This window comes from Streptomyces sp. R35, from assembly GCF_041053035.1.
GTDB classification, from domain to species: Bacteria; Actinomycetota; Actinomycetes; order Streptomycetales; family Streptomycetaceae; genus Streptomyces; species Streptomyces lutosisoli.
In genome coordinates, this window is record NZ_CP163440.1 from 8,792,150 (window position 1) to 8,815,115 (window position 22,966).

Here is a 22,966-nt window from a genome sequence, read left to right on the forward strand (position 1 = left end):
ACTTCCGCTTTGTGGAAACATCCAGAGGGGGCGTGTTGGGGGCAGAGTGGAGAAGTGGGCCCTTGACGGCGCGAGGGCCGGAGTGAAGACTCCTTCAACAGAACGTTGAATTCCGTTACGTGGAAGTAAACCCGCGGTATCGGGAGCCAACAGCGGCACAGAGAGAGGGGTCCGGGTGTCCGACGTCGGATTGGTCGAATTGATGCTGCGCTCGACGCGCGTCATCACTCCCGAAGGGACGCGCGCCGCATCGGTCGCGGTCGCCGCGGGGAAGATCGCGGCCGTGCTCGCGTACGACGCCGAGGTACCGGCCGGTGCCCGTCTGGAGGACTTCGGCGACGACGTCCTGCTTCCCGGCCTCGTCGACACCCACGTGCATGTGAACGACCCGGGCCGCACGGAGTGGGAGGGCTTCTGGACGGCGACGCGCGCCGCGGCGGCGGGTGGCATCACCACGCTCGTCGACATGCCGCTCAACTCCCTCCCGCCGACGACGACGGTCGACAACCTCCGTACCAAGAAGGACGTCGCCCGCTCCAAGGCGCACATCGACGTCGGCTTCTGGGGCGGCGCGCTGCCCGACAACGTCAAGGACCTGCGGCCACTGCACGACGCGGGCGTCTTCGGCTTCAAGGCGTTCCTGTCCCCGTCGGGCGTGGACGAGTTCCCGGAGCTCGACCAGGAGCAGCTCGCCCAGTCCCTCGCCGAGATCGCCGGCTTCGGCGGCCTGCTGATCGTGCACGCCGAGGACCCGCACCACCTCGCCGCGGCCCCGCAGAAGGGCGGCCAGAAGTATGCCGACTTCCTCGCCTCGCGCCCCCGCGACGCCGAGGACACCGCCATCGAGAACCTCATCGCCCAGGCCAGGCGCCTCAACGCGCGCGTGCATGTGCTGCATCTGTCGTCCAGTGACGCGCTGCCGCTGATCGCCGCCGCGAAGGCCGAGGGCGTACGGCTCACGGTGGAGACCTGCCCGCACTACCTCACGCTCACCGCGGAGGAAGTCCCGGACGGCGCCAGCGAGTTCAAGTGCTGCCCGCCCATCCGTGAGTCCGCCAACCAGGACCTGTTGTGGCAGGCGCTCGCCGACGGCACCATCGACTGCGTCGTCACCGACCACTCGCCGTCCACGGCCGACCTGAAGACCGACGACTTCGCGACCGCGTGGGGCGGCATCTCCGGCCTCCAGCTCAGCCTGTCCGCCGTCTGGACCGAGGCCCGCAAGCGTGGATACGGCCTTGAGGACGTCGTCCGCTGGATGTCCTCCCGTACGGCGCGGCTGGTCGGCCTCGACGATCGCAAGGGAGCCATCGAAGCGGGCCGCGACGCCGACTTCGCGGTCCTCGCGCCCGACGAGACCTTCACCGTGGACCCCGCCGCGCTCCAGCACCGCAACCGGGTAACGGCGTACGCGGGCAAGACCCTCAGCGGCGTCGTCAAGTCCACCTGGCTGCGCGGCGAACGCATCGTGGCCGACGGCGAGTTCGGCGAGCCGACCGGTCAACTCCTGGCCCGCCACCCTTAGTCCCTGCCCCCCCCCGTAGCCCCTGAACGCCCCGCACCCGCAGCGGCCGACCCTCGAAAGGCAGATCGATCATCGTGACGGCGATACCTCACTTCACCGGCGACGCGAACCCCTACGGAGGCGGCGACCCGTACGCGGACTACCGCACCGCCGACTTCCCCTTCACCCAGTACGCCAACCTCGCCGACCGGCAGCTCGGCACCGGTGTCATCGCCGCCAACGACGAGTTCTTCGCCCAGCGCGAGAACCTTCTGCTGCCCGGGGCCGCCGAGTTCGACCCCGAGCACTTCGGCCACAAGGGCAAGATCATGGACGGCTGGGAGACGCGGCGGCGCCGTGGCGTCTCCGCCGAGCACCCGTGGCCGACGGCCGAGGACCACGACTGGGCGCTGGTCCGGCTGGGCGCGCCCGGCGTGATCCGCGGGATCGTGGTCGACACGGCCCACTTCCGTGGCAACTACCCGCAGGCGGTGTCGGTCGAGGGTGTGTCGGTCGCGGGCTCCCCCTCGCCGGAGGAACTGCTCGCGGACGACGTGAAGTGGACGACACTCGTGCCGCGCACGGCGGTCGGCGGGCATGCGGCGAACGGTTTCGCCGTCTCCGTCGAGCAGCGCTTCACGCATCTGCGCGTCAACCAGCACCCCGACGGGGGTGTCGCCCGGCTGCGCGTGTACGGCGAGGTCGTGCCCGACCCGAAGTGGCTGTCCGTCCTCGGCACCTTCGACGTGGTCGCCCTGGAGAACGGTGGCCAGGTGGAGGACGCCTCCAACCTCTTCTACTCGCCCGCCACGAACACCATTCAGCCGGGGCGCTCCCGCAAGATGGACGACGGCTGGGAGACGCGTCGGCGTCGGGACCAGGGGAACGACTGGATTCGGTACCAGCTTGTGGCGCAGTCCGAGATCCGTGCGATCGAGATCGACACGGCGTATCTGAAGGGCAACTCGGCGGGCTGGGCGTCGGTGTCCGTCAAGAACGGCGACGACGCCGACTGGACCGAGATCCTCCCCCGGACCCGCCTCCAGCCCGACACCAACCACCGCTTCACCCTCTCCGCGCCCGCCACCGCCACCCACGCGCGCGTCGACATCTTCCCGGACGGCGGCATCTCCCGACTCCACCTGTTCGGCTCCCTGACCCCGGAGGGCACGTCCCACCTGACCTCCCGCCACCAGGAACTCGGCGGCTGACAAACGTTTTCTCGCCCCCGCCGCCCCTACCCGTGTCGTCTGCGGGTGGGTGGGGGCTGGTCCAAAAGATTGCGCAGTTCCCCGCGCCCCTTTTAGGGGCGCGGGGAACTGCGCAATCTTTTGGCGGGGGTCTGGGGGCGCAGCCCCCAGGGATGGGACGGGTAGGGGCGGCGGGGGCGAGAACAACCCGGCTCTACGCCGCGTGCCCCCCGTCCACCGAAAACTCCGCCCCGGTGACGTACCCCGCCTCCACCCCCGCCAGATACGCCACCAACGACGCCACGTCATCCACCGCACCGAACCGCCCCAGCGCAGTCATCGAAGCCTGACCCGCCGCATACGGCCCACCCGCCGGATTCATGTCCGTGTCGATCGGCCCGGGATGGACGATGTTCGCGGTGATCCCCCGATCACCCAGCTCCCGCGCAAGGGCCTTCGTGAGGCCGATCAGGGCGGACTTGCTGGTCGCGTAGAGGGTTCCGCCGGGCCCGGGCACCCGCTGTGTCATGCAGGTGCCGACCGTGATGATCCGCCCGCCGCGGTCCATGCGGGAGGCAGCCGCCTGGGACGCGAGGAAGACGCCGCGTACGTTCACGGCCAGGACCCGGTCGACATCGGCGAGGGAGAGGCTGTCCAGCGGGGCGAGCACACCTATGCCCACGTTGTTCACGAGGACGTCGAGGCCGCCCAGCTCCTCCGCCGCGCGCCGCACGGCACCGGCGGCCTCCTCCGGGTCCGCGGAGTCCGCCCGCAGAGCCACCCCGCGCCGCCCGAGCGCCTCGACGGCGCGTACGACGTCGTCCGCGTCCTCCTTGCCGCGCACGTACGTGACGGCCACATCCGCGCCCTCCCGGGCGAGCCGTACCGCCGTCGCCGCCCCGATACCGCGGCTCCCGCCGGTCACCAGGGCCACCTTGCCGTTCATGGTTCGTTGTGAGGTCATGCGTCCATCTCAGCCGCCGCGGCACCGAGGTGCTGGCGGCGAACGGACACCGCGTTCCGGTGGACCGATGAGTTGCGGGTGCCCGTGGGGTCTGCCCTGATGACAGCAGAGCCCACCGAAGGAAAAGGAAGAAGGCACCCTCATGGGCAAGCTCATCCTCACCGGTTTCGTCACCCTCGACGGCGTCATGCAGGCCCCCGGCGGACCCGAGGAGGACACGAGCGGCGGCTTCGAGCACGGCGGCTGGAGCGTTCCGTACGGGGACGAGGAGTTCGGACGCTTCATGACCGGCGTCATCTCCCGCGCGGACGCCTTCCTGCTGGGCCGGCGGACGTACGAGATCTTCGCGGGCTACTGGCCGAAAGTCACCGACCCGGCCGACCCGATCGCCTCCCAGCTGAACTCCCTGCCCAAGTACGTCGCCTCGTCGAGTCTCACGCACACCGAATGGAACGGTACGACGGTGATCGCCGGCGAGCTCGACAAGGAGGTCACCGCCCTCAAGGAGCGCATCGACGGCGAACTCCAGGTCCACGGCAGCGGCGCCCTCGCCCAGTCCCTGTTCGCGCTCGACCTGGTCGACACCCTGCACCTGCTGACCTTCCCGGTCGTACTCGGCTCAGGCCGCCGCCTCTTCGGTGAGGGCGCCGTCCCCACCGCGTTCCGGCACGCCGCGGGCAGCATCACGGGCGCGGGCGTCGCCATCCACACGTACGAGCGGGTGGGCCGCCCCACGTACGGGAGCTACTGAGCGCTGCCGGGGAAGAGCGGGTGCGTTCCCGGAACCGCTCAGCCGAAGAAAAAGGGTGTAGCCCTCACCCACCCCCGCCTGTACGGTGATCGTCCCCCGTGGGAGCCGCCGACGTCTCCGCGCTGCCTGTCTTGCGACAACCGCTGGAGACCGCTCCCATGTCCTCGATCGCCGTACCCGGCGCGCTTGCGCCCCGCCGTGCCTGGCTCACCGACCTGCCCGTACTGCTCGTGGCGGTGGTGTGGGGCGCGAGCTATCTCGCCGCCAAGGACATCACCACCGCACGGACGGTGATCGCCGTGCTGGTGCTGCGCTTCGCGATCGTGCTGCCGGTGCTGGTGACGGCGGGGTGGCGGTCGCTGCGGGCCCTGACGGCAGCGCAGTGGCGCGAGGCCGGAGTGCTCGGGCTCATCCTGAGCGGGATCTTTCTCCTGGAGACGTACGGCGTCGTCCACACCTCGGCGACCAACGCCGGCCTCATCATCAGCCTCACCATGATCTTCACGCCGCTCGCCGAAGCGGCGGTGACCGGGGTCCGGCCCTCGCGCGCGTTCCTCGCCGCGGCCGGTGTCTCCGTGCTCGGTGTCGTGCTGCTCACCCAGGGCGGCGGCTTCACCCGCCCCTCGCCGGGCGATCTGCTGATGCTCCTCGCGGCCCTCGCCCGGACCGTGCACGTGCTGGCCATGTCCCGTATCAAGTCCGTCCAGGGCGCCGACGCGCTGTCGCTCACCACCGTCCAACTGGGCGCCGCCGTGGCGGTGTTCGCCGTACTGGCCACCGGAGCCGACGCGACGCCGTGGAGCACGGCCGCGGGTTTCGGCGCGCGGGAGTGGGCCGGGCTGCTCTTCCTCTCGGCGTTCTGCACGCTGTTCGCCTTCTTCGTGCAGATGTGGGCGGTACGCCGGACCTCGCCGTCCCGGGTCAGTCTGCTGCTCGGCACCGAGCCTCTGTGGGCCGCCGGAGCGGGGATCGCCCTCGGCGGTGAACGCCTTGGCGCGTTGGGGCTGATGGGCGGCGTACTCGTCCTCGCGGGGACCGCGTGGGGACGCCGGTCGGCAGGTTAACTCCCGGAAAACTCATCGGACTTGGCGGGAGAAAACCCTTACCTTGACATTGACATGCCAGGGTCTACGCGCGTCATTCTATGTCCATGAGATTCCCCCCACGAACCACCCGCATCGGCGCTCTTGTCGCCCTGATGTCCGCCTTGCTCATCGGCGGCACCGCCGTGGTACCGGCCAACGCGGCGGCGACTGCCGTGGGCAGCATCTGTTACAGCGCGCTGCCGTCACAGGCGTACGACACGCTGGACCTGATCGACTCGGGAGGTCCCTTCCCGTACTCGCAGGACGGGGCCGTCTTCCAGAACCGGGAGGGCGTGCTGCCCTCGCAGTCCACCGGCTACTACCACGAGTTGTAGGGCTTGATCGATTTATCAACGTATTTGCGCAGGTCAGGGGCCGGAATCTATGCGCGGCTGGGGGCGTGGGGTCGATCGGGGTCGAAGTGGATTTCGGATTACTTCAGTAATCGGTAATTTCCGCTGATGGGCTTGTGGGTCCCCGGTGCGGGACCGCACTGAAGACTTGAGCGGCCAACCCTCTGACCTGGCTATCGAGACCGTGGAAGCGGTGGACTATAGCCACTGCCGGTCGGTGCGGTTGCTGTACTGCGCTGCTGTACGACCCTGGGCGGCTCATCGGCAAGGTGAACACCGAGCATCGCAGGCTTCGCGGCTCTGGAACCTTCGGCGGGCTTCGGTGAGGCTCATCGAGCCGTTGGGGCCACCACGGATGACGTCCGCATCGTGATCGTCCTGCCCGTCGTCCTCCCATCCGCACACTTCGCACATTTCATACCCGTCGCGACAGGTAAGCGTCATGTGATGACAGCACGGGCAAGGCTCCGTGCCAGTCTCCGGCACCCCATGGTTGTTGACGAATGGCACGGTCTTGCCCTCATGATGCCTCGTCGGCACCCATCTGTTTCCACGGGTAGCAGTAGCCGAAGAAGTGAAGGGCCGATTCTCTGACCTGCGGCCGTGTAATCGATCAACGCTGCGACCTGCGACTTAGCTGTCGACGGTTGTCAGCGTTGGTCGTCGTTGAGCGCCCTCGCACGGCCCAGGGACGGCCCGAGGGCGCCTGCTCTGGGGATGGGATGATCTCTCCGGAGGGGTGCGAGTGGACATGCTTGAACTGATGGAGTGGCTGGCCGACCGCGGAGTCACGACCGTGTTCAAGGTCGACGGTGACCGCATAGTTGAGCACAGGAAGGCGTGGATGGTCATCGTCAGTGGTGGGCCGCTTGGCGAGGACTCGTTCGTCCGTGCTGACCTGGCTACAGCAGATGCATGCCTCGACTCGCTGCTCGCTCACCTGGAGAGCAAGGGCCTGTCGCCGTTCGCGTGATGAGGATGTCCCGTGCGGTCGTTGCTGCCGCTCGATGCGAACTATGGGCGCGACTGTTGTTGAGGTCTGCTGGGCCGGTGAACCGGTTGCCAAGCGCTGGTGACGGTCGGCTGCGGTCATGACGGTTGCTGTACCTCGCTGCTGTACAGCAACCAGTTTGGAAGATCGCGTATGCGGATGCGGCCTGAGGTGACCGGGGCCTAGTCGACGCTCACGGGGCCGGTCGGGCGATCCGACGCCTCCTCCTGTGATCGCCCGGCCCATCGAACCCTGTAGCAGACGGTCCAGCACACGATGATCAGTCCGAAGGCCAAGCTGCCCAGTGCAATGGGGTTACCTTCCGCGGCCTTGCCCCAAATGCCTCGGCCCAGGTAGAGCTGACTGGCGATCAACACCAGCATGCCCCAACGTCCTCCGATGGCCAGCCATCGGCGGGTCGCTCTTCCAGCAGCGCTTATGGTCATCAGGCCCCCTCTCGGGCGCACGATACCGCGCGGTCGGCGTAGCGACTTTGGCCAGGAGCTGCTTTGCCGCGCATGGCGTGGTGGACGCCGTCGCCCTTGAGCCGGCAGTCGCGGAGGATCTTCCAGGTCTTCATCCGGGCAAAGACGTGCTCCACTCGTGCACGGACCTGCTTCTGTGAGCGGTTGTGCTCCCGCTTCCAGCCGGGCAGTTCCTCGCCCTGGGTGCGGCGGTGCGGCATGATCAATCCGGTCCCTGGATAGCCGCCATCAGCTATCACGGTCGTCCGGCCAACCGCTGTCTTGGCCCCCGATTCCTCCCACGCCTTGCAGTCGTTCCGGTTGCCCGGCAGCGGCCGTCCGACCACAACGACCAGGCGGGTGTCGGCATCGATGACGACCTGGTGATTGGTGGAGTACCGATAGTTCTTCGACTGCTCGGCCACCGCGTGATCGCGGGTGGGCACTAGCGTCCCGTCCACGATCAGCACAGTGCCCCTCGCGAACCGGCGTCGGGGCGGTAAGGCCAGCAGAGGGCCGATGTGGTCGATGATCCGGTCGGCCGCCGACTTCGAAATCCCGAACAACAGGGCCAGTTGGCGCATGGTCAAGTTGGTGCGCCAGTAGGCCGCGACCAAGAAAATACGGTCCTCAAGCGACAGGCCCCACGGACGCCCCGTCCGTGGTTCGGCTGCACTCTCGCGCTGCACCGCGGTCACCAACTTGCCGAAGCAGCGCGGGCTCAGCCCGGTGAACGGACGTATCCAAGACGGCTCTGACGCCGTGATCACACCAGTCACACCAAGATCATCTCACCCGTGGCCAGCAGTTGCCGGACACCCCTTAGCCTCGTGTCAGCAGGGCCACGGCCGCTCCGGTTCCGATCAGGCCTGCTACGGCAAGCGCCGTGGCTATCAGTCGCAGGCCACCGAAGTTCTGCGCGCGGGCCTCCTCCACGGGTCTCCCCTGGAGCCCGGACGCGATCACTTCGCGAAACCAGCTGGACCCCTTCTTCGAGGCGAGCGCCGATCCAATGGCTAGCGCGCCCACCCCCCAGATCAACAGGAACAGCTGACCGCCGTGGGTGGCCTGCGCGCTGAGCTGCAACATGACGCGCATCCTGGCGGGTCGCCCTGAGCGCGTCAACCGGCGCTGCCTGCGACAATGCCGCGATGGCGACGCTGGTCGTGGGGCAGGGGGAAGGGAGCGGCGTTGATCTTTCGCGGGGTGCTCGAACTACTCGTGGGGAGCGGATTCATCGTGGTGGCCTGCGGCTACCGCGGCGTGGACGTATGGGTATGGGACTGGGCGGACGTAGTGGCTACGCGTAGGAGCCGGTGGGGTGGACCCTGGAAGAGCCTCGACCACATGAGGATCGGGTTCGGGATCGTGGGGGTCGCGTCCGTGGCCCTGGGGCTGGTGACCGTGACGCGCTGACGGGAGCTCCGGAAGAGCCTCACGGGGGCCGTAGTCCGGCATGAAGACGTCGGGCAGCGTCGTTTCGAGGGTGCCCGAGATCACGTAGATCTCGGACCAGACCGCGCGGTCCGGTACGATGGCCTCCAGTTTGTCGGACTGCATCAGGACTTCGTAGAGCCAGTCAGACAGGACGAATGCCTGGTCGCGTGTGAGCTTGATCAGCACTGGTTCTCCGTCGGTCACTCTCATGCGCTCCTTAGAACCCCGGTGCCGTCCAGCCACGGAAGGATCATCCCCCAGCAAGATCGCCGAAGGGCGGGCGTCAGTCGACCAGTAGCTCGTCAAGGCGCTGAACAGATCGCGGGGTGCCCATCTCGTCGGCCATTGCCACCAATCGGTCCAGATACTGGCGAGTGATGGGCAGGGCGTTCTCATAGATCCACGAGCACATGGTGTCGAAGGCCAGGGCCTCCTCGCCGTGCGAGAGCAGATGGCGGACGTCCGTGATGACAGCCTCCGAGGTGAGCGGCGAGTCCTCAAGGAGTGCCGCCACCCGGGCTCGATACGACAGGCTCACGAGCTGCCCCCAGACGAGTCCGGAACGAATCAACGACGCACACATCCTCGCCGCCCGAACGAGGGCTGTCGACTCACCTGATCAGTTACGGGACAGCCCTTAGAACTCCTATCGCAATGACTTCAGGCGGCGCCAGCAGATGAGTGCGCATCCGAGGGTGAGGAATGCTTCGTGGATGTCGTCGCGTATCTCCCACCGGATCCGCAGGCGGCGGAACCAGTGCAGGTGGGCGAACGCGCGTTCCACGACCCAGCGTTGGGTGCCCAGGCCGGAGCCGTGCTCGGTGCTGCGGCGGGCGATCACCGGTTTCACGCCGAGGTCCCAGACCAGGCGGCGGTACTTGTCGTGGTCATAGCCGCGGTCGCCCAGCACCACGTCCGGGCGGCGCCGGGGCCGGCCGCTTTTGCCCCGCACGGGCGGCACGGCCTGGAGGAGCGGGATCAGCTGGGTGACGTCGTTGCGGTTGCCACCGGTCAAGGTGGCGGCGAGCGGGATGCCGGTGGCGTCGGTGATCAGGTGATGCTTGCTACCTGTTCTGCCCCGGTCAACGGGGCTTCGTCCGGTCTTGGTTCCCCCTTTAACGCCCGGATGTGGGAGCCGTCGACCGCCGCCCGGGAGAAGTCCAGGGCGTTCGCGCCGCGGAGCTTGGCGAGGAGAACCTCGTGGAGCCGGGGCCACACACCGGCCTCGGTCCACTCGGCCAGGCGACGCCAGCACGTCATGCCCGACCCGAAGCCGAGTTCCTGCGGCAGGTGCTCCCAGGAGATCCCGGTGTGCAGGACAAACAGGATGCCCTGGAACACCAGCCGGTCCGGATGCCGCTTGCGCCCCGGATGCCGGGTCCGACGCTCGACCTTGGGCAACAGCGGCTCGATCACCGCCCACAACTCGTCATCGACTTCCCACGGCTTCGGCCGAGCCACCCCGCACCCCCGGATCATCAGTCCCGGAGTGATCCAACCACTTTGAAGATCATTTCGTTAGGAGTTCTTAGGACGATGGCGGGAATGGGTAGCCGCCGCATGGGCCACGCTCGACCGACAGCCAGGACCACCTGTCCGGCGGATCTTCGTGGGACACCAGGACCTGGAGCGGGAAGGAGCTAGCCCAGGGCGACGCTGTCCCCTGACGCGGTCGCGCCGCTCGTCGTCCCCGTACCGGCGAACTTCCACCGCCAGGTCCCCGAGTAGCTCGCGGTGACCGTCGTCTTCAGCTTGCCGCCGCTGTCGGTGGTCACGTTCTTGACCGTGGTGTACGTCGAGGATCCGGACTTCTTGAACTGAAGGGCCACCGTCTGGCTGCCGTACCCCGCGTAGACGTTGGTGTCCCAGTTGGCCCGGGTGAGCGCCCCGGACACGGTGAGCGTGCCGCCCTTGGTGACTGGCTCGGGCGTGGCCTGGGTGGTCGCCAACTTCGCGTACCGCTTCACCTTGAACGGCGCGCCGGTGTCCAGGGTGAAATAGTCCTGGTCGTAGGCGGCGGCCTCGGCATTGAAGTGCCAGGTGCCCGCCGAGCTGTTCTTGAGGTCGAAGTAGTCGGTGCGATCGGGTTCGAGCGTGTACGTGTACGTGCACTTCATGGTCGTCGACGTGGGCCGGGTACAGGTGGCGGAGTCCGCATAGATGAGCCGACTGTCGGAACTGACCAGCTTGCCGCCGTAGATGCCCTTGATCCCTGAGCCGTCCTTGGCGGTGGCCGTCACGGTGAGGCTCTGCGCCGCGCTGACGCCGACGTTGACGGTCGTCTTACTGAAGGTCACGGAGGTGAAGACGGTGTCGCCCTTGCTCGAGTCCGCATGGGCGGCGGGCGTCACGAACGAGAGCAGTGCCAGGGTGCCGACGGTGGCGGCCGCGGCTGTACGCATACGCATGGTTCTCCAAGAACGGTGAGCCGGAACCGTGTCCGGGCGCGTAGGAGACCTTCGGCGAGCGGGATTGGTTGTACGGTCAATCACGGCCCTGACGCGGTCGGGTTACCACAGCAATCGTCCGTGCCCGGTAGTGCTCTTCAAGGGCACAAGACGAACCTGTATGACCGCTCCTGACTGATCCACATAGAGCTACGGATCAGAAGGCGCCGTGCCCCAGTCGTGCCCGATCGAGCGGGGAACCACGGTGAACCGCGGGCACTCTCGGGCAGCAGACAACGCAACGGCCCCTGACCGATTCACCTGGTCAGGGGCCGTTCACCTGCGGTGGGTGTGGGATTTGAACCCACGGTGACTCGCGCCACGACGGTTTTCAAGACCGCCCAAAAGGCACGACCCAAGGCACGCTGACCAGGACGTTCGCTGTCTCTGTCTGGCTGCATGGGCGAATCTGGCCAGAGGATGGCCGCAGGGGGCTGCTGCGACCCCCAGGACAGTCTTGGGGCGCTCGCCTTCGACCACCGCTTTAGGAGTTCGATCCGAGCCTGCTCCCGCTGTGGCCGTCGACTGGCGCGACGGCCGGACAGAGGCGCTGGCGTACGCCCCCGTCCGGCGTCGTTGATGAAGCTCCTATAGACCGTCAAGCGGTCTGCAGGAGTGGCTTGGGCGTGGGATTTTGACGGGTGAGGTGTTGGTAGACCTCGCGGGCGATGAAGCGTTTGAGGCAGCGCAGGATGTCCTTCTTCGACATGCCTTCGGCGGTGCGGCGGGCGACGTATTTCTTGGTGCGGGTGTCGTAGCGCATGCGGACCAGGGCGATGATGTGGAGGGCGTGGTTGGCCCGTCGGTTGCCGCCGCGGTTGAGGCGGTGCCGGTGTGTGCGGCCCGAGCTGGCGGGGACGGGGGCAGCCGCGCACAGGTGCGCGAAGGATGCCTCCGATTTCAGCCGGTCGGGGTTGTCGCCTGCGGTGATCAGGAGCTGGGCGGCGGTTTCGGTGCCCACGCCGGGCAGGGCGACCAGTGTGGGGGCGGCCTGGGCGACCAGGGGCTCCAGTTCGGTGTCGGCTTCGGTGATTTCCTCGGTGAGGTGCTGGTAGCGGCGGGCCAGGCGTCGCAGGGCTGTGCGGGCTGCGCAGGCCGGGTCGCTGGGGTTTGGTCCCGGGCGGGAGCGGGCCAGGTGCCTGATCAGCTCGGCGGTGTGCAGGGTGCGCAGTCGTTCGCGGACCTGGTCGGGTGCGGTGACGATCAGGGTGCGGATCTGGTTGAGGGTCTGGGTGCGGGCCTTGACTGCCGAGCGGCGGACGACTCGCAGGGTGCGAATGGCTTCCACGGTGCCGTCGCGGTTCTTGGGTGTGGCGCTGGCCCGGCCGGAGAGCACGGCGGTGGCGGCGGCGTAGGCGTCGAGGGGGTCGGACTTGCCGTTGGCTCTGCGGGCCCGCCGGTCGGGCCGGTCCACCTCGATGACGGTGACCTGGTGTGTTCGCAGGACGCGGGTGAGTTGCGAGCCGTAGGCGCCGGTGCCCTCGACTCCGACGGCGATGACCTCGCCGTGCGAGCGCAGCCAGTTGAGCAGCTGGCGGTAGCCGTCGGGGGTGGTGGGGAAGGCCTGGGTGGCCAGGTGCCGGCCGATCGATTCGATCACGGCGGCCTGGTGGAAGTCGGTGTGGGTGTCGACGCCGCCGACTACCGCTATTTGGTCTGCCATTCTGGTTGCTGCTGTCCTTCCGTGCGCTGCGTGAGGGGCGGCGCGTGCCGGTCGGGCGGCAGGACAAGACTGTGATGGGACCTTTGGCCGGGCTCCTATGAGGTCACAGACGCCCGACCGGCCGCGCGCGGAGCGGCACCGCCCGGGACGGCCGACAAATCATCAACAGGACAGCCGGATGGCGTCGGTCAGACGGAGAGTCAGGCCCCCAGGGCGGCACCACCGGCATCCTCACAGTCAGCCGTGGATGTCAGAAGTCTTCTGATCCGTAGCTCTATAGAGGTGGGTCATTGAAGGTAGCCGTGCGGCCGACACGGTGACCTCTTCGTACCGGCTGACGTCACTCTTCTCGCTGAACATCACAGGCGAGCTCCTGCTCCTCGATGGACTCATGAATCGAACACATGCTTGAATTTGAGCATGCGACCGTTTCCCGCCGACCTTGCTCGGGCGCAGCAGGAGTGGAGCGCCACCTACCAGCAGCTTGCAGAGCAGCCCGGCCGTACCGAGTTGCGCCGGCATCTGTACCGGCTGTCGGCTCAGCTGTTCTTCCACCCCTACTGGCGGCAACGGCGGCCGAGCGCCGCGGAGTGGTGGGAACTGCGTGACCTTGGACGGTCGGACCGGGACGTGAGCTGAGTGACCTCACCACCGGATCTACCTACGGCTTCAACGCGACGCGCTCTGCCAGTCCGGGCACTGAGTGTCCTCGAATGACGCGCTGGAATGCGGGGCCGCGCATCCCGGATGATCCTGAAGACGTGTCCGGACCGATTCGCGTGATCGTGCATCCGCCGTCGCCCACAGGTGGCCGGCGCGTGCGCGTGGACGGCGAGATCCTCGGCCTGGCCCACAATGTGGCCGACGTCGCAGAGTTCCTCCGTCGAGCCGGGTTGGAGATCGACCCTGCCGAGGTCGCAGGCGCGCCGTGGATCGACTGGCGCGGAGTGGGGCCGGAACGCTGGGGTCCGGAGACAAGCGGCTGACGGCCTTCCCAGGCGAGAGCGCGCCTTGGGCCAACACGCTTTCCAACTGTGCTGGTGGGGCCTTGGGCTGTGTGCGGGGACGTTCACCTGGGTTCATGGGCGGTTGACCGTCTGGGCGGTGACGGCTCCGGGTCTCGCCTGAACGGCCCCGAACAGGGCTGAATGAGACGGGAACTGAGACGGCCCTACGGGTACCCCCGGCACCATGATGTCCTGGACGGCCCCTATCAAGGCAAGGCCACCTGACGTCACTTGGGAGTAAGCATGTCGACCACCCCGGAGCTACAGCCAGGGGACACCGTACTGGTGACTGATGGCCCGTTCGCCCAGAGCATGGGTCCGGTTCGTGCCATCGACCGGGAGCGGAACCGAGTGGAGCTGGTTGTGCAGATCTTCGGAGACGACACTCGCATTGACGTTCCTCTCGACACGGTAGAGAGGACGCCCGGTGCCTGAACCTCAGCTTGGGAAGCTGCGGGCATTTGTGGGCGGTTTGGGTGCCGACCTGGGCGAACGGCGGGCTGCGGCCTGGTCGGGCTCGCCTGCTTTCACCGTGATTCCCCGCTGGCTCTGGTGCGGTTGTGGTGCGGGCCGCACCGCGTCAGAGGTCACGCTCATGGGGCGCGTTGTCAGTGCCCGTGGCTAGGGTCTCGAACGCGCGGCCGCCCCACGTGGTCGAATATGAGCGAATCTGGCCGGACGTCAGGAGGGCATGATTCAGTCTCATGTGTCGATCACGCGTCTGTGCGGGCGACCGGGTTTCAACGGTGGCCCGACTTGCTTGGCTCCTGTGTGGGGGTGAAGATCCCTGAGCTGCCCCGTCACGGTGACAGGGCAGGGCCTTGGGGGCACAGTCGTGGTGCAGCGGATGAATTTGCTGGGAGAACCCGGGGTGGGAGTGTCGGGGGGACCGGGCAGGCCCGTGGCGGGCCGTGCGGGCGGGCTGATGGACCGCGACTGGATATATATCGTGTTGCTCGTGGTGGTCCTCCTGTCCAGAGTGATCTTTGGGCTGGTGGACTGGTACATCTCACGGGACGTGTTCACCGGGGCCCACGGCCCCTTTCCCGCCGCGTTCGCCGCCGAGGCCCCGGGCGCGCCTGAACACCTCATACGCCGCCCAGGGGGTGAGCAAGTCCTGGTGCACGGGTTGTCCCTGCGGTGGACGGACAACGGCAACGGCATGGCGGCCCTGAACCTGCGGACCGGCAAGGAGTACTGGCGTTACGAGCGCCGGGACGTGGACCACCCTGTTGTGTGGCAGTTCGGGGTGTCGGAACGCACGGTGGTGGCCCGCTTCACCGACGGGAAGCTCGTCGCCATCGATCTGCGCACCGGCAAGCTGCTGTGGCACGCGGAGATTCGGGCCGGCGACCGCGGTCGGACCGTGAAGATCGTCGGAGGCCAGGCCGTCACCGAGGATCCCGGTGCCGTGCGCGCCTTCGACGAGCGCGACGGCCGGAATCTGTGGACGGCGAAGACGCCTGAGTCGTGTCCCGAGGTATTCCTCAGTTCCGTGCACACCCTGCCGGACCATCTGAGCGCCGTCCACGTGTTGTGCAACGCCTCGGGACGCTACGGCCCGGACGAGAACGGCCTGCTGCTCGGTGTCGACAACCGCACGGGCAAGATCCTGTGGCAGCAGCGCACCGTGGACCCGGATCTGACAGCCTGGGATGACGGGCACACGTTGGTCGCTCCGGACCCGGACCACCGGCAGACCATCCAGTTGCTCGACATGAACCGTCAAAGGATCTCTCCACGCGCCGCTCTCCCCCTGAACAAGTGGGACGTGGTCGCTGTGGGCAGCGGCACCGTACTGTCCGGCACCGACCCGAAGAACCGTTCTGGCGAACACGACACTCTCCTGCGCGCCTTCGACACCGTGGACGGACAACCCTCTTGGCAGTTGCGGGCGCCGAGCGGCCAGGAGTACGGGCTCCCCAAGATCGCCGACGGCCGGGTGTACGTCTCACGCCAGCCGTACCTCACCGAGGCGGACGCCGGTCGCCGGTTCCACGCCGACCTGCTCGTCCTCGACGCGGACACCGGGCGCCTGCTCCACACCCTGCGGCTGCCAGCCATGACTGCGGACGACGAGACCGCCGACTACGAGAAGCTCGTCATCGGCGACATCGCCGACGGCGCGGTGAGCATCGGCTGGCGAGACCACGGGGGAGACTTGCTGATCGCCATGGTCTGACTGACCCCCGCCTCAGGAGCGAGGCGGGGCAACCATGCGCGTGACCTGTGGATTCCCTACCTCGGGCCGAGTTCGGCCGAACTCGCCGCGAACCCCGGTTCGCCGTGAGTCCCGTCCGCTCTGGCACGAGGGTGGCACGACCCGGGGACCGGGCCTTGACCCCCTCGATGCGAACTATGGGCGGGACGGTCGTTGAGGTCTGCTCGACAGATTACGTAGGTGATTGGAAACATTGACGGTCGGCTGCGGTCGTGGTGGTTGCTGTACAGCCCTGCTGTACTGCGGTCGGGGCCTGGGGCACTCTCCTGCCGCACTGCTGGGCACTGCTGTGATTCAGCAGCCGTTGAGCGCCGTCCCTGGGCATCGTCGGCCGCATGTCTGACGAGTGTTTCGGACACCCACGGCTGGCCGCGATCTACGACCCGCTCGACTCCGATCGCAGCGATCCGAGTGCGCGCCTGCGAAGGTGTCCGGCTTCTCGGCGGCAACCAGCGGGACCTGCGGAAACTTGCGCAGGTGTGCCGTGCAACCCTGAAGGGGCTCTGGGGGTCTTGTGAGCAGTCTTGTCTTCCTAGTGGGGGTTGCATCACTGTGCGTGTGCGCAGCATTTCGGCCGTGACAGCGCTCGCGGTCACTCTCGGTTCTGTCGCCCTGATCGGGTCGGTCGCGGGTCCTGCTGTCGCCGACAGCAGCGCCGCGCTGCCCATCAGGTCCAGCGGCGACATCATCGTGGACGGCGTTCACAAGCGGGTCTTCATCAGTGACCCGTCGGGAGGCAAGGTCGTCGCCACCGACTACAACGGCACCGTCATCGGGACGGTCACCTCGCTGCCGCAGGCTGACGGCCTGGAGCTTTCCGCCGACTCGGCAACGCTCTACGTCGCCGTGCCGGGAACTGATGAGATCGTGGCCATCGACACGGCGACGGTCACCGAGGCCGGGCGGTACGCGACGGGTGACGGCACGGATCCGCAGCACCTGGCGCTCGCGGGCGGCAAACTCTGGTTCGGCTATGGCGGCGTCGGTCACGGCAACATCGGCTCTCTCGACCTGTCCGGCGGACAGACGCGGGTTTCGCTCGCCCAGGAGGCCGAAGGGACGTGGAAGGACGCTCCCCTGCTGGACTCGGTACCCGGCGCTCCCAACACCCTGGCGGCCGGCTCGCGCCAGTACTACTTCACCCTCGGCATCTACGACGTGTCGTCCGGCACGGCCGGCCGGACCGCGTTCCTCGGCGGGCAGGACGCCGCCATCGGCAACACCGCGGAGGACCTGGCGCTCACCCCGGACGGCACAGAGCTCGTGGTGGCCACCACGGCAGGCGACTTCCAGCAGGTCTTCCGGACATCGGACCTGTCGGAGACCATCAGGTATCCGAGCGGCTACTGGGCACAACGGTCGGTGGATGTCGCGCCGGACGGCCTCGTCGCGGTGGGCACCGACACCTACGCCAACTTCTCCCCCCAGGTGTCCATCTACAAGCCGGGTGGCACGGCCCCGAGGCGGACCGCCAATTTCACCGACGAACAGGGTGGAGTCGCCCAGGAGACCCTGCTCGACCACGGCGACATCGCTTTCGCGCCCGACAGCAGCCGGCTCTTCGCGGTCACACGCAACCTCCAAAGCTATTACCGCCTGCGCGTCGTCACCGACCCCGGCAAGGCCGTCACCGGCATCACGGTGAACGCCCCTGCGACGGCCGGCCGGGCCAAGTCGCTGACCGTCTCCGGCAAGGTCACGAACACGCTCGGGCTGCCCGCGGGAGCCACCGTCGCAGTCACCCGAACGGACCTGGAGTCCCCGAACGGCAAAGCGCTCCCGGCCGCGACGGTGAAGGCGGACGGGACCTTCTCCTTCACCGACACCCCGCCCGCGGGCGGCAAGGTCACGTACAAGGTCTCCTATGCCGGCGGCGCCGATCGCACGGCTGCCTCCGCCTCCGACACGGTCGAGGTCTCCCGGACCTCGCCGACCCTGACCGTGAACAAGAACGGCAACGTCTACGCCTACGCCAGTAACGTGACGTTCACCGCCCACCTCGGCACGACGTACAAGAACCGGACGCTCTCGCTTTACGCGGACACCGCGGGCGACGGCAAGGGCAAGTACCTGGTCAAGACCGGCACGGTCAACAGCGGGGGCGACCTGTCGGTCTCCTTGACCCTGAAGCGCGACACCACGGTGAGCGCGTCCTTCTCCGGCGACGCGCGGACCGCCCCGAAGACGGCCACGAGCTGGGTGGGCGCGAAGGCCAAGGTGTCGCTGAGCCTGAGCCGCTACTACAAGACGGCCACGGTCAATGGGTACACCAAGTACTACTTCCGGAAGACGACCAATCCGCTCCTCACGACCACGATGACGGCCTACCCCGGCCGCTCGCAGAGGCTGCAGTTCCAGATCTACTCCGACGGCGCCTGGCGGTCGGCGGGGTCCCAGTACTTCAAGCTCGACTCCACGGGCAAGTCGGTGGTGGAACTGGGCGGCACGCACCAGACCGGCTACTCGATGCGCGTGCGGTCGTCCTACATCAACGACTCCTCGGGCGACACCGTGAACTCGACCACGAACGGCTCCTGGAAGTACTTCACCTTCACCAGCTGAGGCCGCCCGCCCCCAAGGCCCGGCGCATCCGATGACGCGCCGGGCCTTGGGAAGTGGCGGTCGGGCTGGATCGGATGTCCGAGGGCAGCGCAACGCGACAGCTGACCGCAGCAAATGACCCCCTGCCTGCGGGAAAACCGCAGGCAGGGGGTCATTGATGATGCGAGTTACTTCTTCTTGCCCTGGGTCTTGCCGGGAATCTTGGCGACCTGCTGCTTCCCAGCTCAGGGGCAATGGGCTCGTGCGCTTGGTCGTCGTCGTTGGTCGTCATTGGCCACTGTTGAGCAACCTCGGACGGCCCAGAGACGGCCCAGCCTGGCGGCACCACGTTCCCACCGACTGTGGCAAGTTGGGCCTCATGGGAACAGGAATGAGGGTGCCCGTGGCCCTGGTGGGCACCCGAGTGATCCGCATCGCCTTCGACTACCAGGTTCACCTGCTGTTGAGCTCCACGGGCGAGGGAGGGCGTGGTGTCGAAGCCGAGTTGATCCTGGAGACACCATTTCTGTTCCGTGACTCGACTGGCCAGGAGCACGAACTGGAGCCGGGGAAGGGCGTCTGCCTTGCTCCCGTGCTCGGACTCTTCGGTCAAACGCTCGCGACCGTCGGCGTCCAAGGTCTCGGCACCTTGACCATCGACTTCCAAAACGGTGCCGGCCTGCGCATCGCCCCGGACCCACAGTTCGAGTCCTGGCACTTGCTTGGGAGCGGCATCGACGCTGTCACTGTAGGTCCCGGCGGTGAAAGGGCTTGGGAGTCTTGACAGCAGCAGTAAGCCCTTCGCACTCTCAGCTTGGGAAGCTGAGGTGATCTGGGGGTTACTCCGAGGCTGACCTGTTGCTGAGTGCCGTCGGCGTCTGCTGTGAGGCCAGTTGGTTCACCGGTGTTCCCCGTGGTTCCCCGTACGATCTGGCACACGTCTGGCACGGCCTCTTCGCCCCGAGGCAAGCGCAGGCGGGCTTGCCGCCTTGGGCTGGATTCAGGTGAGAGGTCCGGACATCCGCGTCATTGCTCGCGCTGTCCTCACCCGGTAAGGTGCCGATCTTCGGCCGGCGGAAGCCGTACGGAGTTCTCGAAGGCCAGGCACATCATGCATCTCGCCGACCACCCCGCACGCCGCCGTCTCAGTGCCGCGCTGGACAACCTCGCCATCACTTTCCGTGATGCGACCACGCATCCGGACGAGCACAACTGCGAATGTCACTGGGGCAGTTCGGAAGAACTCTCCCTGCTGAAGACGCCGAACGTGGAGCTGGAGCCGGACCTCCTGCGCCGGACCTGGCAGTCCTGGTCCTGGACCGATCACGCGGCCGTGCTGCGCCGCATACTGCCGCAGTTCGCCACAGCACTGGTCGCCGGTCGCGCGGAGCCCCTGTTCGGCCTGGAAGAGGCCGGGTACTGCCTCGCCCTCGGCCGCTGGCAGCAGTGGCCCGACGATCAGGCCGGTCCGGTACGCGAGTTCTTGCACGCCTGGTGGGTGCAGAGCCTCACCGACCCGGATGCGATCGTCCCGGCGCACCAGGTCTTCGCGATGTGCGCCGAAGCGTCCGGAACGCTCGGGCCCTGGCTCGCCGACTGGGAGGAGCAGACCGGTCCCCTCAGCGACCGCCGTCTCGCCGAGACGGCGGCGAAATGGGAGTACAGGCTCCTGGGGGACAGCCTGCCGTGGCGGTTGAGCTGGTACGAGCATGACGAAGAGGAGATGCGCGCCGAACTGGTCGCATGGCTCCTCGGACACGCTGCGGCACGGCTCCGCGAGTCGGGCGCTTCGACGGATCTGCAGCACCGGATACGGCTGCTCGGTCTCACCGAGCTGGACCGCTGGACGGATCCGCACTGGCCCGGCCACAGCTACTGACAACCAACCGACGCGACCACTTCGCCGCGAAGCGTCGGTCGCAGTGATCCGATCAGTAGCCGAAGAAGTGAAGGGCCGGATCTCTGACCTGTACCCCTGCAACCGCCCAACGCTGCGACCTGCGACTTAGCCGTCGACGGTTGTCAGCGTTGGTCGTCGTTGAGCACCCTCGGACGGCCCGGAGACGGCCCGGGGTAGTCATGAGCCCTGGCGACTGGTGGCGAGGACAGACGGAATGGGATCGTCTGAACTGAGTCTCTGTAGCGCAGCCCAACCCGCATGCTTCTACAGGCCGCGAAGTGCCTCGTATAGGTCGTCGTAGGCAGACCAGCAGTCGATGCTGCCGTCGTCGTACAAGCTGCCCATGTACCAGTCGTCGTCATGGACGGGTTTGACGAGACACAAGCTGCCGAACCCGAGAACGATCTCTGGCTGCAGCATCTCGTCGGCTCCGGCGAAGGCGACCCACTTCACCGCCCGGTTTGGATCCAGGGGGACAGCCCTTTGGTCCCCAGACACGTCCCGGATTTGCTGAAGCGTCCACCCTGGGGGTAGCTGTGCGTCGGCCATCCACGGATGATCTCACCGGCCAGGTGTGGAACACCGCTTTAGGAGCGAGGTGGGGAGGGTGCGCCGTGAGCTGCGGCTTCCGGGCCACGGGCGATCGCTTCAAGTTGCCTGCCGCTCGCTGCTGTTCCCCGTGGTTCCCCGCTCGATCTGGCACGGTTCTGGCACGGCGCGTAACTCTGTGGCCGCGGTGCGGCGTCCCGCCTGATGATTGGTCCCATGGATGTTGTCGTTCAGCGGATACGCACGTCGTGGACGAAGAAGTCGCGCGGCGGCCCTGGAGCTGCTCGCAGAAACGCCGCACCAACGGCCTTCTCGCTGCCCCCGCGCTTGAATGCCGCCCTTCACGAGGTCGCCATGCAGGAGTCCGACTCCTTCGAACCTCACGTGCAAGTACGGGATCTGTCGGCACCCGGGACGATCCTTCGCGAGGTTGACGGGCTGCTGCGCGTGGACCCGCCAGAGGTGAGCATGTTCGCCATGCCACGACGCGATCGGCGCCCGCCTGCCGTTCGTCTGGCTCCCGGCCAGTGGCTGCAATGGCAGATCAACCACCGGTTCGTCGGCCGTTGTGACGGTGCCTGGTCCTATCGACTGGAAACGTTCAACATCGTTTATGGCTCTGCGGCACCCGACGTGTTTCTGGGTGTGCCGACACGCCGTGTAGACGAGCGTCGGGCTCTGCGCTGAACTCCGCGGCGCCGAATCCCTCGTTGCCCGCGGACGGCCCGGGACGAGAGCCCGAGCCGTCTCATGGTGGCGGAACCTTCTGATCCGTAGCTCTATGTGGATCGGTCGGTGAGGGTCAGACCGGTCGCGCTACGGCCTTACGAGGTCGCCGCCGGACGGGGCTGGTTGGTGTGGTTGCTGTACTTCGCTGCTGTACCGCCACCGGCCTCGCCGGCCGACCACCGCTTTAGGGGCGAGGTTGGGCGATCCTGCGCGTGACCTGCGGATTCCCTACCTTGGGCAGACTCCGGCCGAACTCACCCCTGCGAACCCCGGTTCCCCGCGAGTCCCCGTCCGTTCTGGCACGAGAGTGGCACGGCAATCGTGCCTTGGGCCCCTCGATGCGAACTACCGGCTGGGCGGTCGCTGAGGTCTCTTGGGCTGGTCAGGTGCAGCCAAGGAGGTCGGGCGAGCCCTGGACAGGCGTCGGCGGGCGGTGTTCGATATAGGACGGTCCGCGACGGGGGAGGGTGAAACTGCCATGGCTGGTGCGCCGCCGCTTGTGCGGATTGTTGCTGCCGAGCTTGGAGAGGGCTTGGCAGGGATCCTGGTGGGGATTGCCGCGGACGTACTGATCTTCTCCACCATGGATGATCTGAGGCTGTCCGGCACCGCCGGGCGCGTTCAGATCGGCGGCGTTGTCGTCGTGACGCTGCTCTGGGCGGTCAATCTTCTGGTGTCCCGGCCGCGTCAGCTGCGTGCGTTCAGCTCCGCTGTGGCGGTCGAAGATGTGTTGGTGCTGGGGCAGAACGAGGAGCGGACTCGCCAGCTGCGGCGAGGCTGCGTTCGTGTGGCGGCCTTCGTTCTCCTGCTCACGCTGGGGGGCGCGTATGTCGCCCATCGGCCGCTTTTTGGCCTGGGCGTTCAGCTGATACTGGTCCTCAGTCTCGTTCACACCTGGCGGACTGCGATCTGGTGGGAGCGTCGGCACGGCGTCCATCTATGGAAGCCGGCACTGTCCGCCGTAGGTCGCGAGAATTTCCGCGGCTCCCCGTACTATGCAACGTCCGCAAGAGCCAGGTCCCTCACGAACAACGGCTAGCACAATGCCCTGAGTTGCCGGTGCGTGTTGCTGTACTCGGTTGGCTGGCCCCCTCGATGCGAACTATGGGCGCGGAGGTCGGTGAGGTCTCCCGGGCTGGCCAGGAGGACCTTGGGAGCTCTGGACGGTCA

The 22,966-nt window shown here is 67.3% G+C and carries 24 protein-coding genes and 2 pseudogenes; 16 read left to right on the forward strand and 10 right to left on the reverse strand.

Features of this window, described 5'->3' with window-relative positions:
* Positions 1-202 precede the first annotated feature (202 nt).
* Both allB and alc read left to right on the forward strand, forming a co-directional pair.
* Positions 203-1,525: an allantoinase AllB gene (gene allB, locus AB5J50_RS39535; RefSeq protein WP_369265641.1), complete on the forward strand. Its 1,323-nt coding sequence runs from the start codon at positions 203-205 to the stop codon at positions 1,523-1,525.
* Between the two features lie 74 nt (positions 1,526-1,599).
* Positions 1,600-2,715 carry an allantoicase gene (gene alc / locus AB5J50_RS39540; protein ID WP_369263476.1) on the forward strand — a complete coding sequence of 372 codons (1,116 nt, stop codon included), beginning with the start codon at positions 1,600-1,602 and terminating at the stop codon, positions 2,713-2,715.
* Positions 2,716-2,908: 193 nt separating this feature from the next.
* On the opposite strand, the gene AB5J50_RS39545 is transcribed toward alc, so the two are convergent.
* Positions 2,909-3,658 (reverse strand): 3-oxoacyl-ACP reductase family protein, encoded by a 750-nt coding sequence (locus tag AB5J50_RS39545; protein ID WP_369263477.1) that lies wholly within the window; start codon positions 3,656-3,658, stop codon positions 2,909-2,911.
* 142 nt (positions 3,659-3,800) lie between these two features.
* On the opposite strand from AB5J50_RS39545, the gene AB5J50_RS39550 reads away from it, so the two are divergent.
* The 3 genes and pseudogenes from AB5J50_RS39550 to AB5J50_RS39560 form a co-directional block, all read left to right on the forward strand.
* Positions 3,801-4,409 carry a dihydrofolate reductase family protein gene (locus tag AB5J50_RS39550; RefSeq protein WP_369263478.1) on the forward strand — a complete coding sequence of 203 codons (609 nt, stop codon included), beginning with the start codon at positions 3,801-3,803 and terminating at the stop codon, positions 4,407-4,409.
* Positions 4,410-4,567: 158 nt separating this feature from the next.
* Positions 4,568-5,473 carry a DMT family transporter gene (locus AB5J50_RS39555; protein ID WP_369263479.1) on the forward strand — a complete coding sequence of 302 codons (906 nt, stop codon included), beginning with the start codon at positions 4,568-4,570 and terminating at the stop codon, positions 5,471-5,473.
* Positions 5,474-5,559: 86 nt separating this feature from the next.
* Positions 5,560-5,823, forward strand: a pseudogene (locus tag AB5J50_RS39560) (ribonuclease domain-containing protein); the annotation flags it as partial.
* A gap of 282 nt (positions 5,824-6,105) precedes the next feature.
* Here the strand turns inward: AB5J50_RS39560 and AB5J50_RS39565 are convergent.
* Positions 6,106-6,387: a CPCC family cysteine-rich protein gene (locus AB5J50_RS39565; protein ID WP_369263480.1), complete on the reverse strand. Its 282-nt coding sequence runs from the start codon at positions 6,385-6,387 to the stop codon at positions 6,106-6,108.
* 211 nt (positions 6,388-6,598) lie between these two features.
* Here AB5J50_RS39565 and AB5J50_RS39570 point away from each other — a divergent pair, with 211 nt between their 5' ends.
* The gene (locus tag AB5J50_RS39570; protein WP_369263481.1) at positions 6,599-6,820 is read left to right on the forward strand and encodes a hypothetical protein; all 222 of its coding nucleotides are present in this window, start codon (positions 6,599-6,601) and stop codon (positions 6,818-6,820) included.
* Positions 6,821-7,283: 463 nt separating this feature from the next.
* Here the strand turns inward: AB5J50_RS39570 and AB5J50_RS39575 are convergent, their stop codons facing one another.
* A complete protein-coding gene (locus AB5J50_RS39575) occupies positions 7,284-8,081 on the reverse strand; it encodes a transposase (RefSeq protein ID WP_369263482.1) in 798 nt (265 codons plus the stop codon).
* 43 nt (positions 8,082-8,124) lie between these two features.
* A complete protein-coding gene (locus AB5J50_RS39580; RefSeq protein ID WP_369263483.1) occupies positions 8,125-8,391 on the reverse strand; it encodes a hypothetical protein in 267 nt (88 codons plus the stop codon).
* A gap of 117 nt (positions 8,392-8,508) precedes the next feature.
* On the opposite strand from AB5J50_RS39580, the gene AB5J50_RS39585 reads away from it, so the two are divergent.
* Positions 8,509-8,718 (forward strand): hypothetical protein, encoded by a 210-nt coding sequence (locus AB5J50_RS39585; RefSeq protein WP_369263484.1) that lies wholly within the window; start codon positions 8,509-8,511, stop codon positions 8,716-8,718.
* A gap of 304 nt (positions 8,719-9,022) precedes the next feature.
* Here AB5J50_RS39585 and AB5J50_RS39590 read toward each other — a convergent pair whose 3' ends face one another.
* The 4 genes from AB5J50_RS39590 to AB5J50_RS39605 form a co-directional block, all read right to left on the reverse strand.
* Positions 9,023-9,310 (reverse strand): MafI family immunity protein, encoded by a 288-nt coding sequence (locus AB5J50_RS39590; RefSeq protein WP_369263485.1) that lies wholly within the window; start codon positions 9,308-9,310, stop codon positions 9,023-9,025.
* A gap of 75 nt (positions 9,311-9,385) precedes the next feature.
* Positions 9,386-10,218, reverse strand: a protein-coding gene (locus tag AB5J50_RS39595) for an IS5 family transposase (protein WP_369263486.1) whose coding sequence is annotated in 2 segments (ribosomal slippage) — positions 9,386-9,855 and positions 9,855-10,218 — 834 coding nt in all. Because the reading frame shifts where the segments join, the coding sequence is not laid out codon by codon here.
* A gap of 161 nt (positions 10,219-10,379) precedes the next feature.
* Positions 10,380-11,147, reverse strand: a complete 768-nt coding sequence (locus tag AB5J50_RS39600; RefSeq protein WP_369263487.1) for a calcium-binding protein — start codon at positions 11,145-11,147, stop codon at positions 10,380-10,382.
* A gap of 637 nt (positions 11,148-11,784) precedes the next feature.
* The gene (locus AB5J50_RS39605; protein WP_369263488.1) at positions 11,785-12,849 is read right to left on the reverse strand and encodes an IS110 family transposase; all 1,065 of its coding nucleotides are present in this window, start codon (positions 12,847-12,849) and stop codon (positions 11,785-11,787) included.
* A 420-nt stretch (positions 12,850-13,269) separates the two neighbouring features.
* Here AB5J50_RS39605 and AB5J50_RS39610 point away from each other — a divergent pair, with 420 nt between their 5' ends.
* The 8 genes and pseudogenes from AB5J50_RS39610 (at position 13,270) to AB5J50_RS39645 (ending at position 20,497) form a co-directional block, all read left to right on the forward strand.
* Positions 13,270-13,488, forward strand: coding sequence for a hypothetical protein (locus AB5J50_RS39610; protein WP_369263489.1), 219 nt, complete (start codon positions 13,270-13,272; stop codon positions 13,486-13,488).
* 74 nt (positions 13,489-13,562) lie between these two features.
* Positions 13,563-13,835, forward strand: coding sequence for a hypothetical protein (locus tag AB5J50_RS39615; protein WP_369263490.1), 273 nt, complete (start codon positions 13,563-13,565; stop codon positions 13,833-13,835).
* A 264-nt stretch (positions 13,836-14,099) separates the two neighbouring features.
* Complete coding sequence (locus tag AB5J50_RS39620) at positions 14,100-14,291, forward strand: KOW motif-containing protein (protein ID WP_369263491.1); 192 nt, start codon at positions 14,100-14,102, stop codon at positions 14,289-14,291.
* Between the two features lie 466 nt (positions 14,292-14,757).
* Entirely contained in the window at positions 14,758-16,038 is a 1,281-nt protein-coding gene (locus AB5J50_RS39625; RefSeq protein WP_369263492.1) for a PQQ-binding-like beta-propeller repeat protein, read from the forward strand.
* 374 nt (positions 16,039-16,412) lie between these two features.
* A pseudogene (locus tag AB5J50_RS39630) lies at positions 16,413-16,502 on the forward strand (SAM-dependent methyltransferase); the annotation flags it as partial.
* Between the two features lie 151 nt (positions 16,503-16,653).
* Positions 16,654-18,639, forward strand: coding sequence for a YncE family protein (locus AB5J50_RS39635; protein ID WP_369263493.1), 1,986 nt, complete (start codon positions 16,654-16,656; stop codon positions 18,637-18,639).
* Between the two features lie 382 nt (positions 18,640-19,021).
* Positions 19,022-19,402, forward strand: a complete 381-nt coding sequence (locus AB5J50_RS39640) for a DUF6188 family protein (RefSeq protein WP_369263494.1) — start codon at positions 19,022-19,024, stop codon at positions 19,400-19,402.
* Between the two features lie 327 nt (positions 19,403-19,729).
* Complete coding sequence (locus AB5J50_RS39645) at positions 19,730-20,497, forward strand: hypothetical protein (RefSeq protein WP_369263495.1); 768 nt, start codon at positions 19,730-19,732, stop codon at positions 20,495-20,497.
* A gap of 285 nt (positions 20,498-20,782) precedes the next feature.
* On the opposite strand, the gene AB5J50_RS39650 is transcribed toward AB5J50_RS39645, so the two are convergent.
* On the reverse strand, positions 20,783-21,067 hold the full coding sequence (locus AB5J50_RS39650; RefSeq protein ID WP_369263496.1) for a hypothetical protein: 285 nt from the start codon (positions 21,065-21,067) through the stop codon (positions 20,783-20,785).
* A gap of 216 nt (positions 21,068-21,283) precedes the next feature.
* Between AB5J50_RS39650 and AB5J50_RS39655 the strand changes: the two genes are divergently transcribed.
* A complete protein-coding gene (locus tag AB5J50_RS39655; protein WP_369263497.1) occupies positions 21,284-21,754 on the forward strand; it encodes a hypothetical protein in 471 nt (156 codons plus the stop codon).
* Between the two features lie 424 nt (positions 21,755-22,178).
* On the opposite strand, the gene AB5J50_RS39660 is transcribed toward AB5J50_RS39655, so the two are convergent.
* A complete protein-coding gene (locus AB5J50_RS39660; protein WP_369263498.1) occupies positions 22,179-22,688 on the reverse strand; it encodes a hypothetical protein in 510 nt (169 codons plus the stop codon).
* Positions 22,689-22,966: the final 278 nt, after the last annotated feature.

Excerpts from the sequence above, each read along its gene's own strand:
- AB5J50_RS39615 (WP_369263490.1), top strand. The coding sequence starts at position 13,563 with ATGACGCGCTGGAATGCGGGGCCGCGCATCCCGGATGATCCTGAAGAC.
- AB5J50_RS39645 (WP_369263495.1), top strand. The coding sequence starts at position 19,730 with ATGCATCTCGCCGACCACCCCGCACGCCGCCGTCTCAGTGCCGCGCTG.
- AB5J50_RS39620 (WP_369263491.1), top strand. The coding sequence starts at position 14,100 with ATGTCGACCACCCCGGAGCTACAGCCAGGGGACACCGTACTGGTGACT.
- AB5J50_RS39600 (WP_369263487.1), bottom strand. The coding sequence starts at position 11,147 with ATGCGTATGCGTACAGCCGCGGCCGCCACCGTCGGCACCCTGGCACTG.
- AB5J50_RS39610 (WP_369263489.1), top strand. The coding sequence starts at position 13,270 with ATGCGACCGTTTCCCGCCGACCTTGCTCGGGCGCAGCAGGAGTGGAGC.
- AB5J50_RS39545 (WP_369263477.1), bottom strand. The coding sequence starts at position 3,658 with ATGACCTCACAACGAACCATGAACGGCAAGGTGGCCCTGGTGACCGGC.
- AB5J50_RS39655 (WP_369263497.1), top strand. The coding sequence starts at position 21,284 with ATGGATGTTGTCGTTCAGCGGATACGCACGTCGTGGACGAAGAAGTCG.
- allB (WP_369265641.1), top strand. The coding sequence starts at position 203 with ATGCTGCGCTCGACGCGCGTCATCACTCCCGAAGGGACGCGCGCCGCA.
- AB5J50_RS39555 (WP_369263479.1), top strand. The coding sequence starts at position 4,568 with ATGTCCTCGATCGCCGTACCCGGCGCGCTTGCGCCCCGCCGTGCCTGG.
- AB5J50_RS39550 (WP_369263478.1), top strand. The coding sequence starts at position 3,801 with ATGGGCAAGCTCATCCTCACCGGTTTCGTCACCCTCGACGGCGTCATG.
- AB5J50_RS39580 (WP_369263483.1), bottom strand. The coding sequence starts at position 8,391 with ATGTTGCAGCTCAGCGCGCAGGCCACCCACGGCGGTCAGCTGTTCCTG.
- AB5J50_RS39605 (WP_369263488.1), bottom strand. The coding sequence starts at position 12,849 with ATGGCAGACCAAATAGCGGTAGTCGGCGGCGTCGACACCCACACCGAC.
- AB5J50_RS39570 (WP_369263481.1), top strand. The coding sequence starts at position 6,599 with ATGCTTGAACTGATGGAGTGGCTGGCCGACCGCGGAGTCACGACCGTG.
- AB5J50_RS39650 (WP_369263496.1), bottom strand. The coding sequence starts at position 21,067 with ATGGCCGACGCACAGCTACCCCCAGGGTGGACGCTTCAGCAAATCCGG.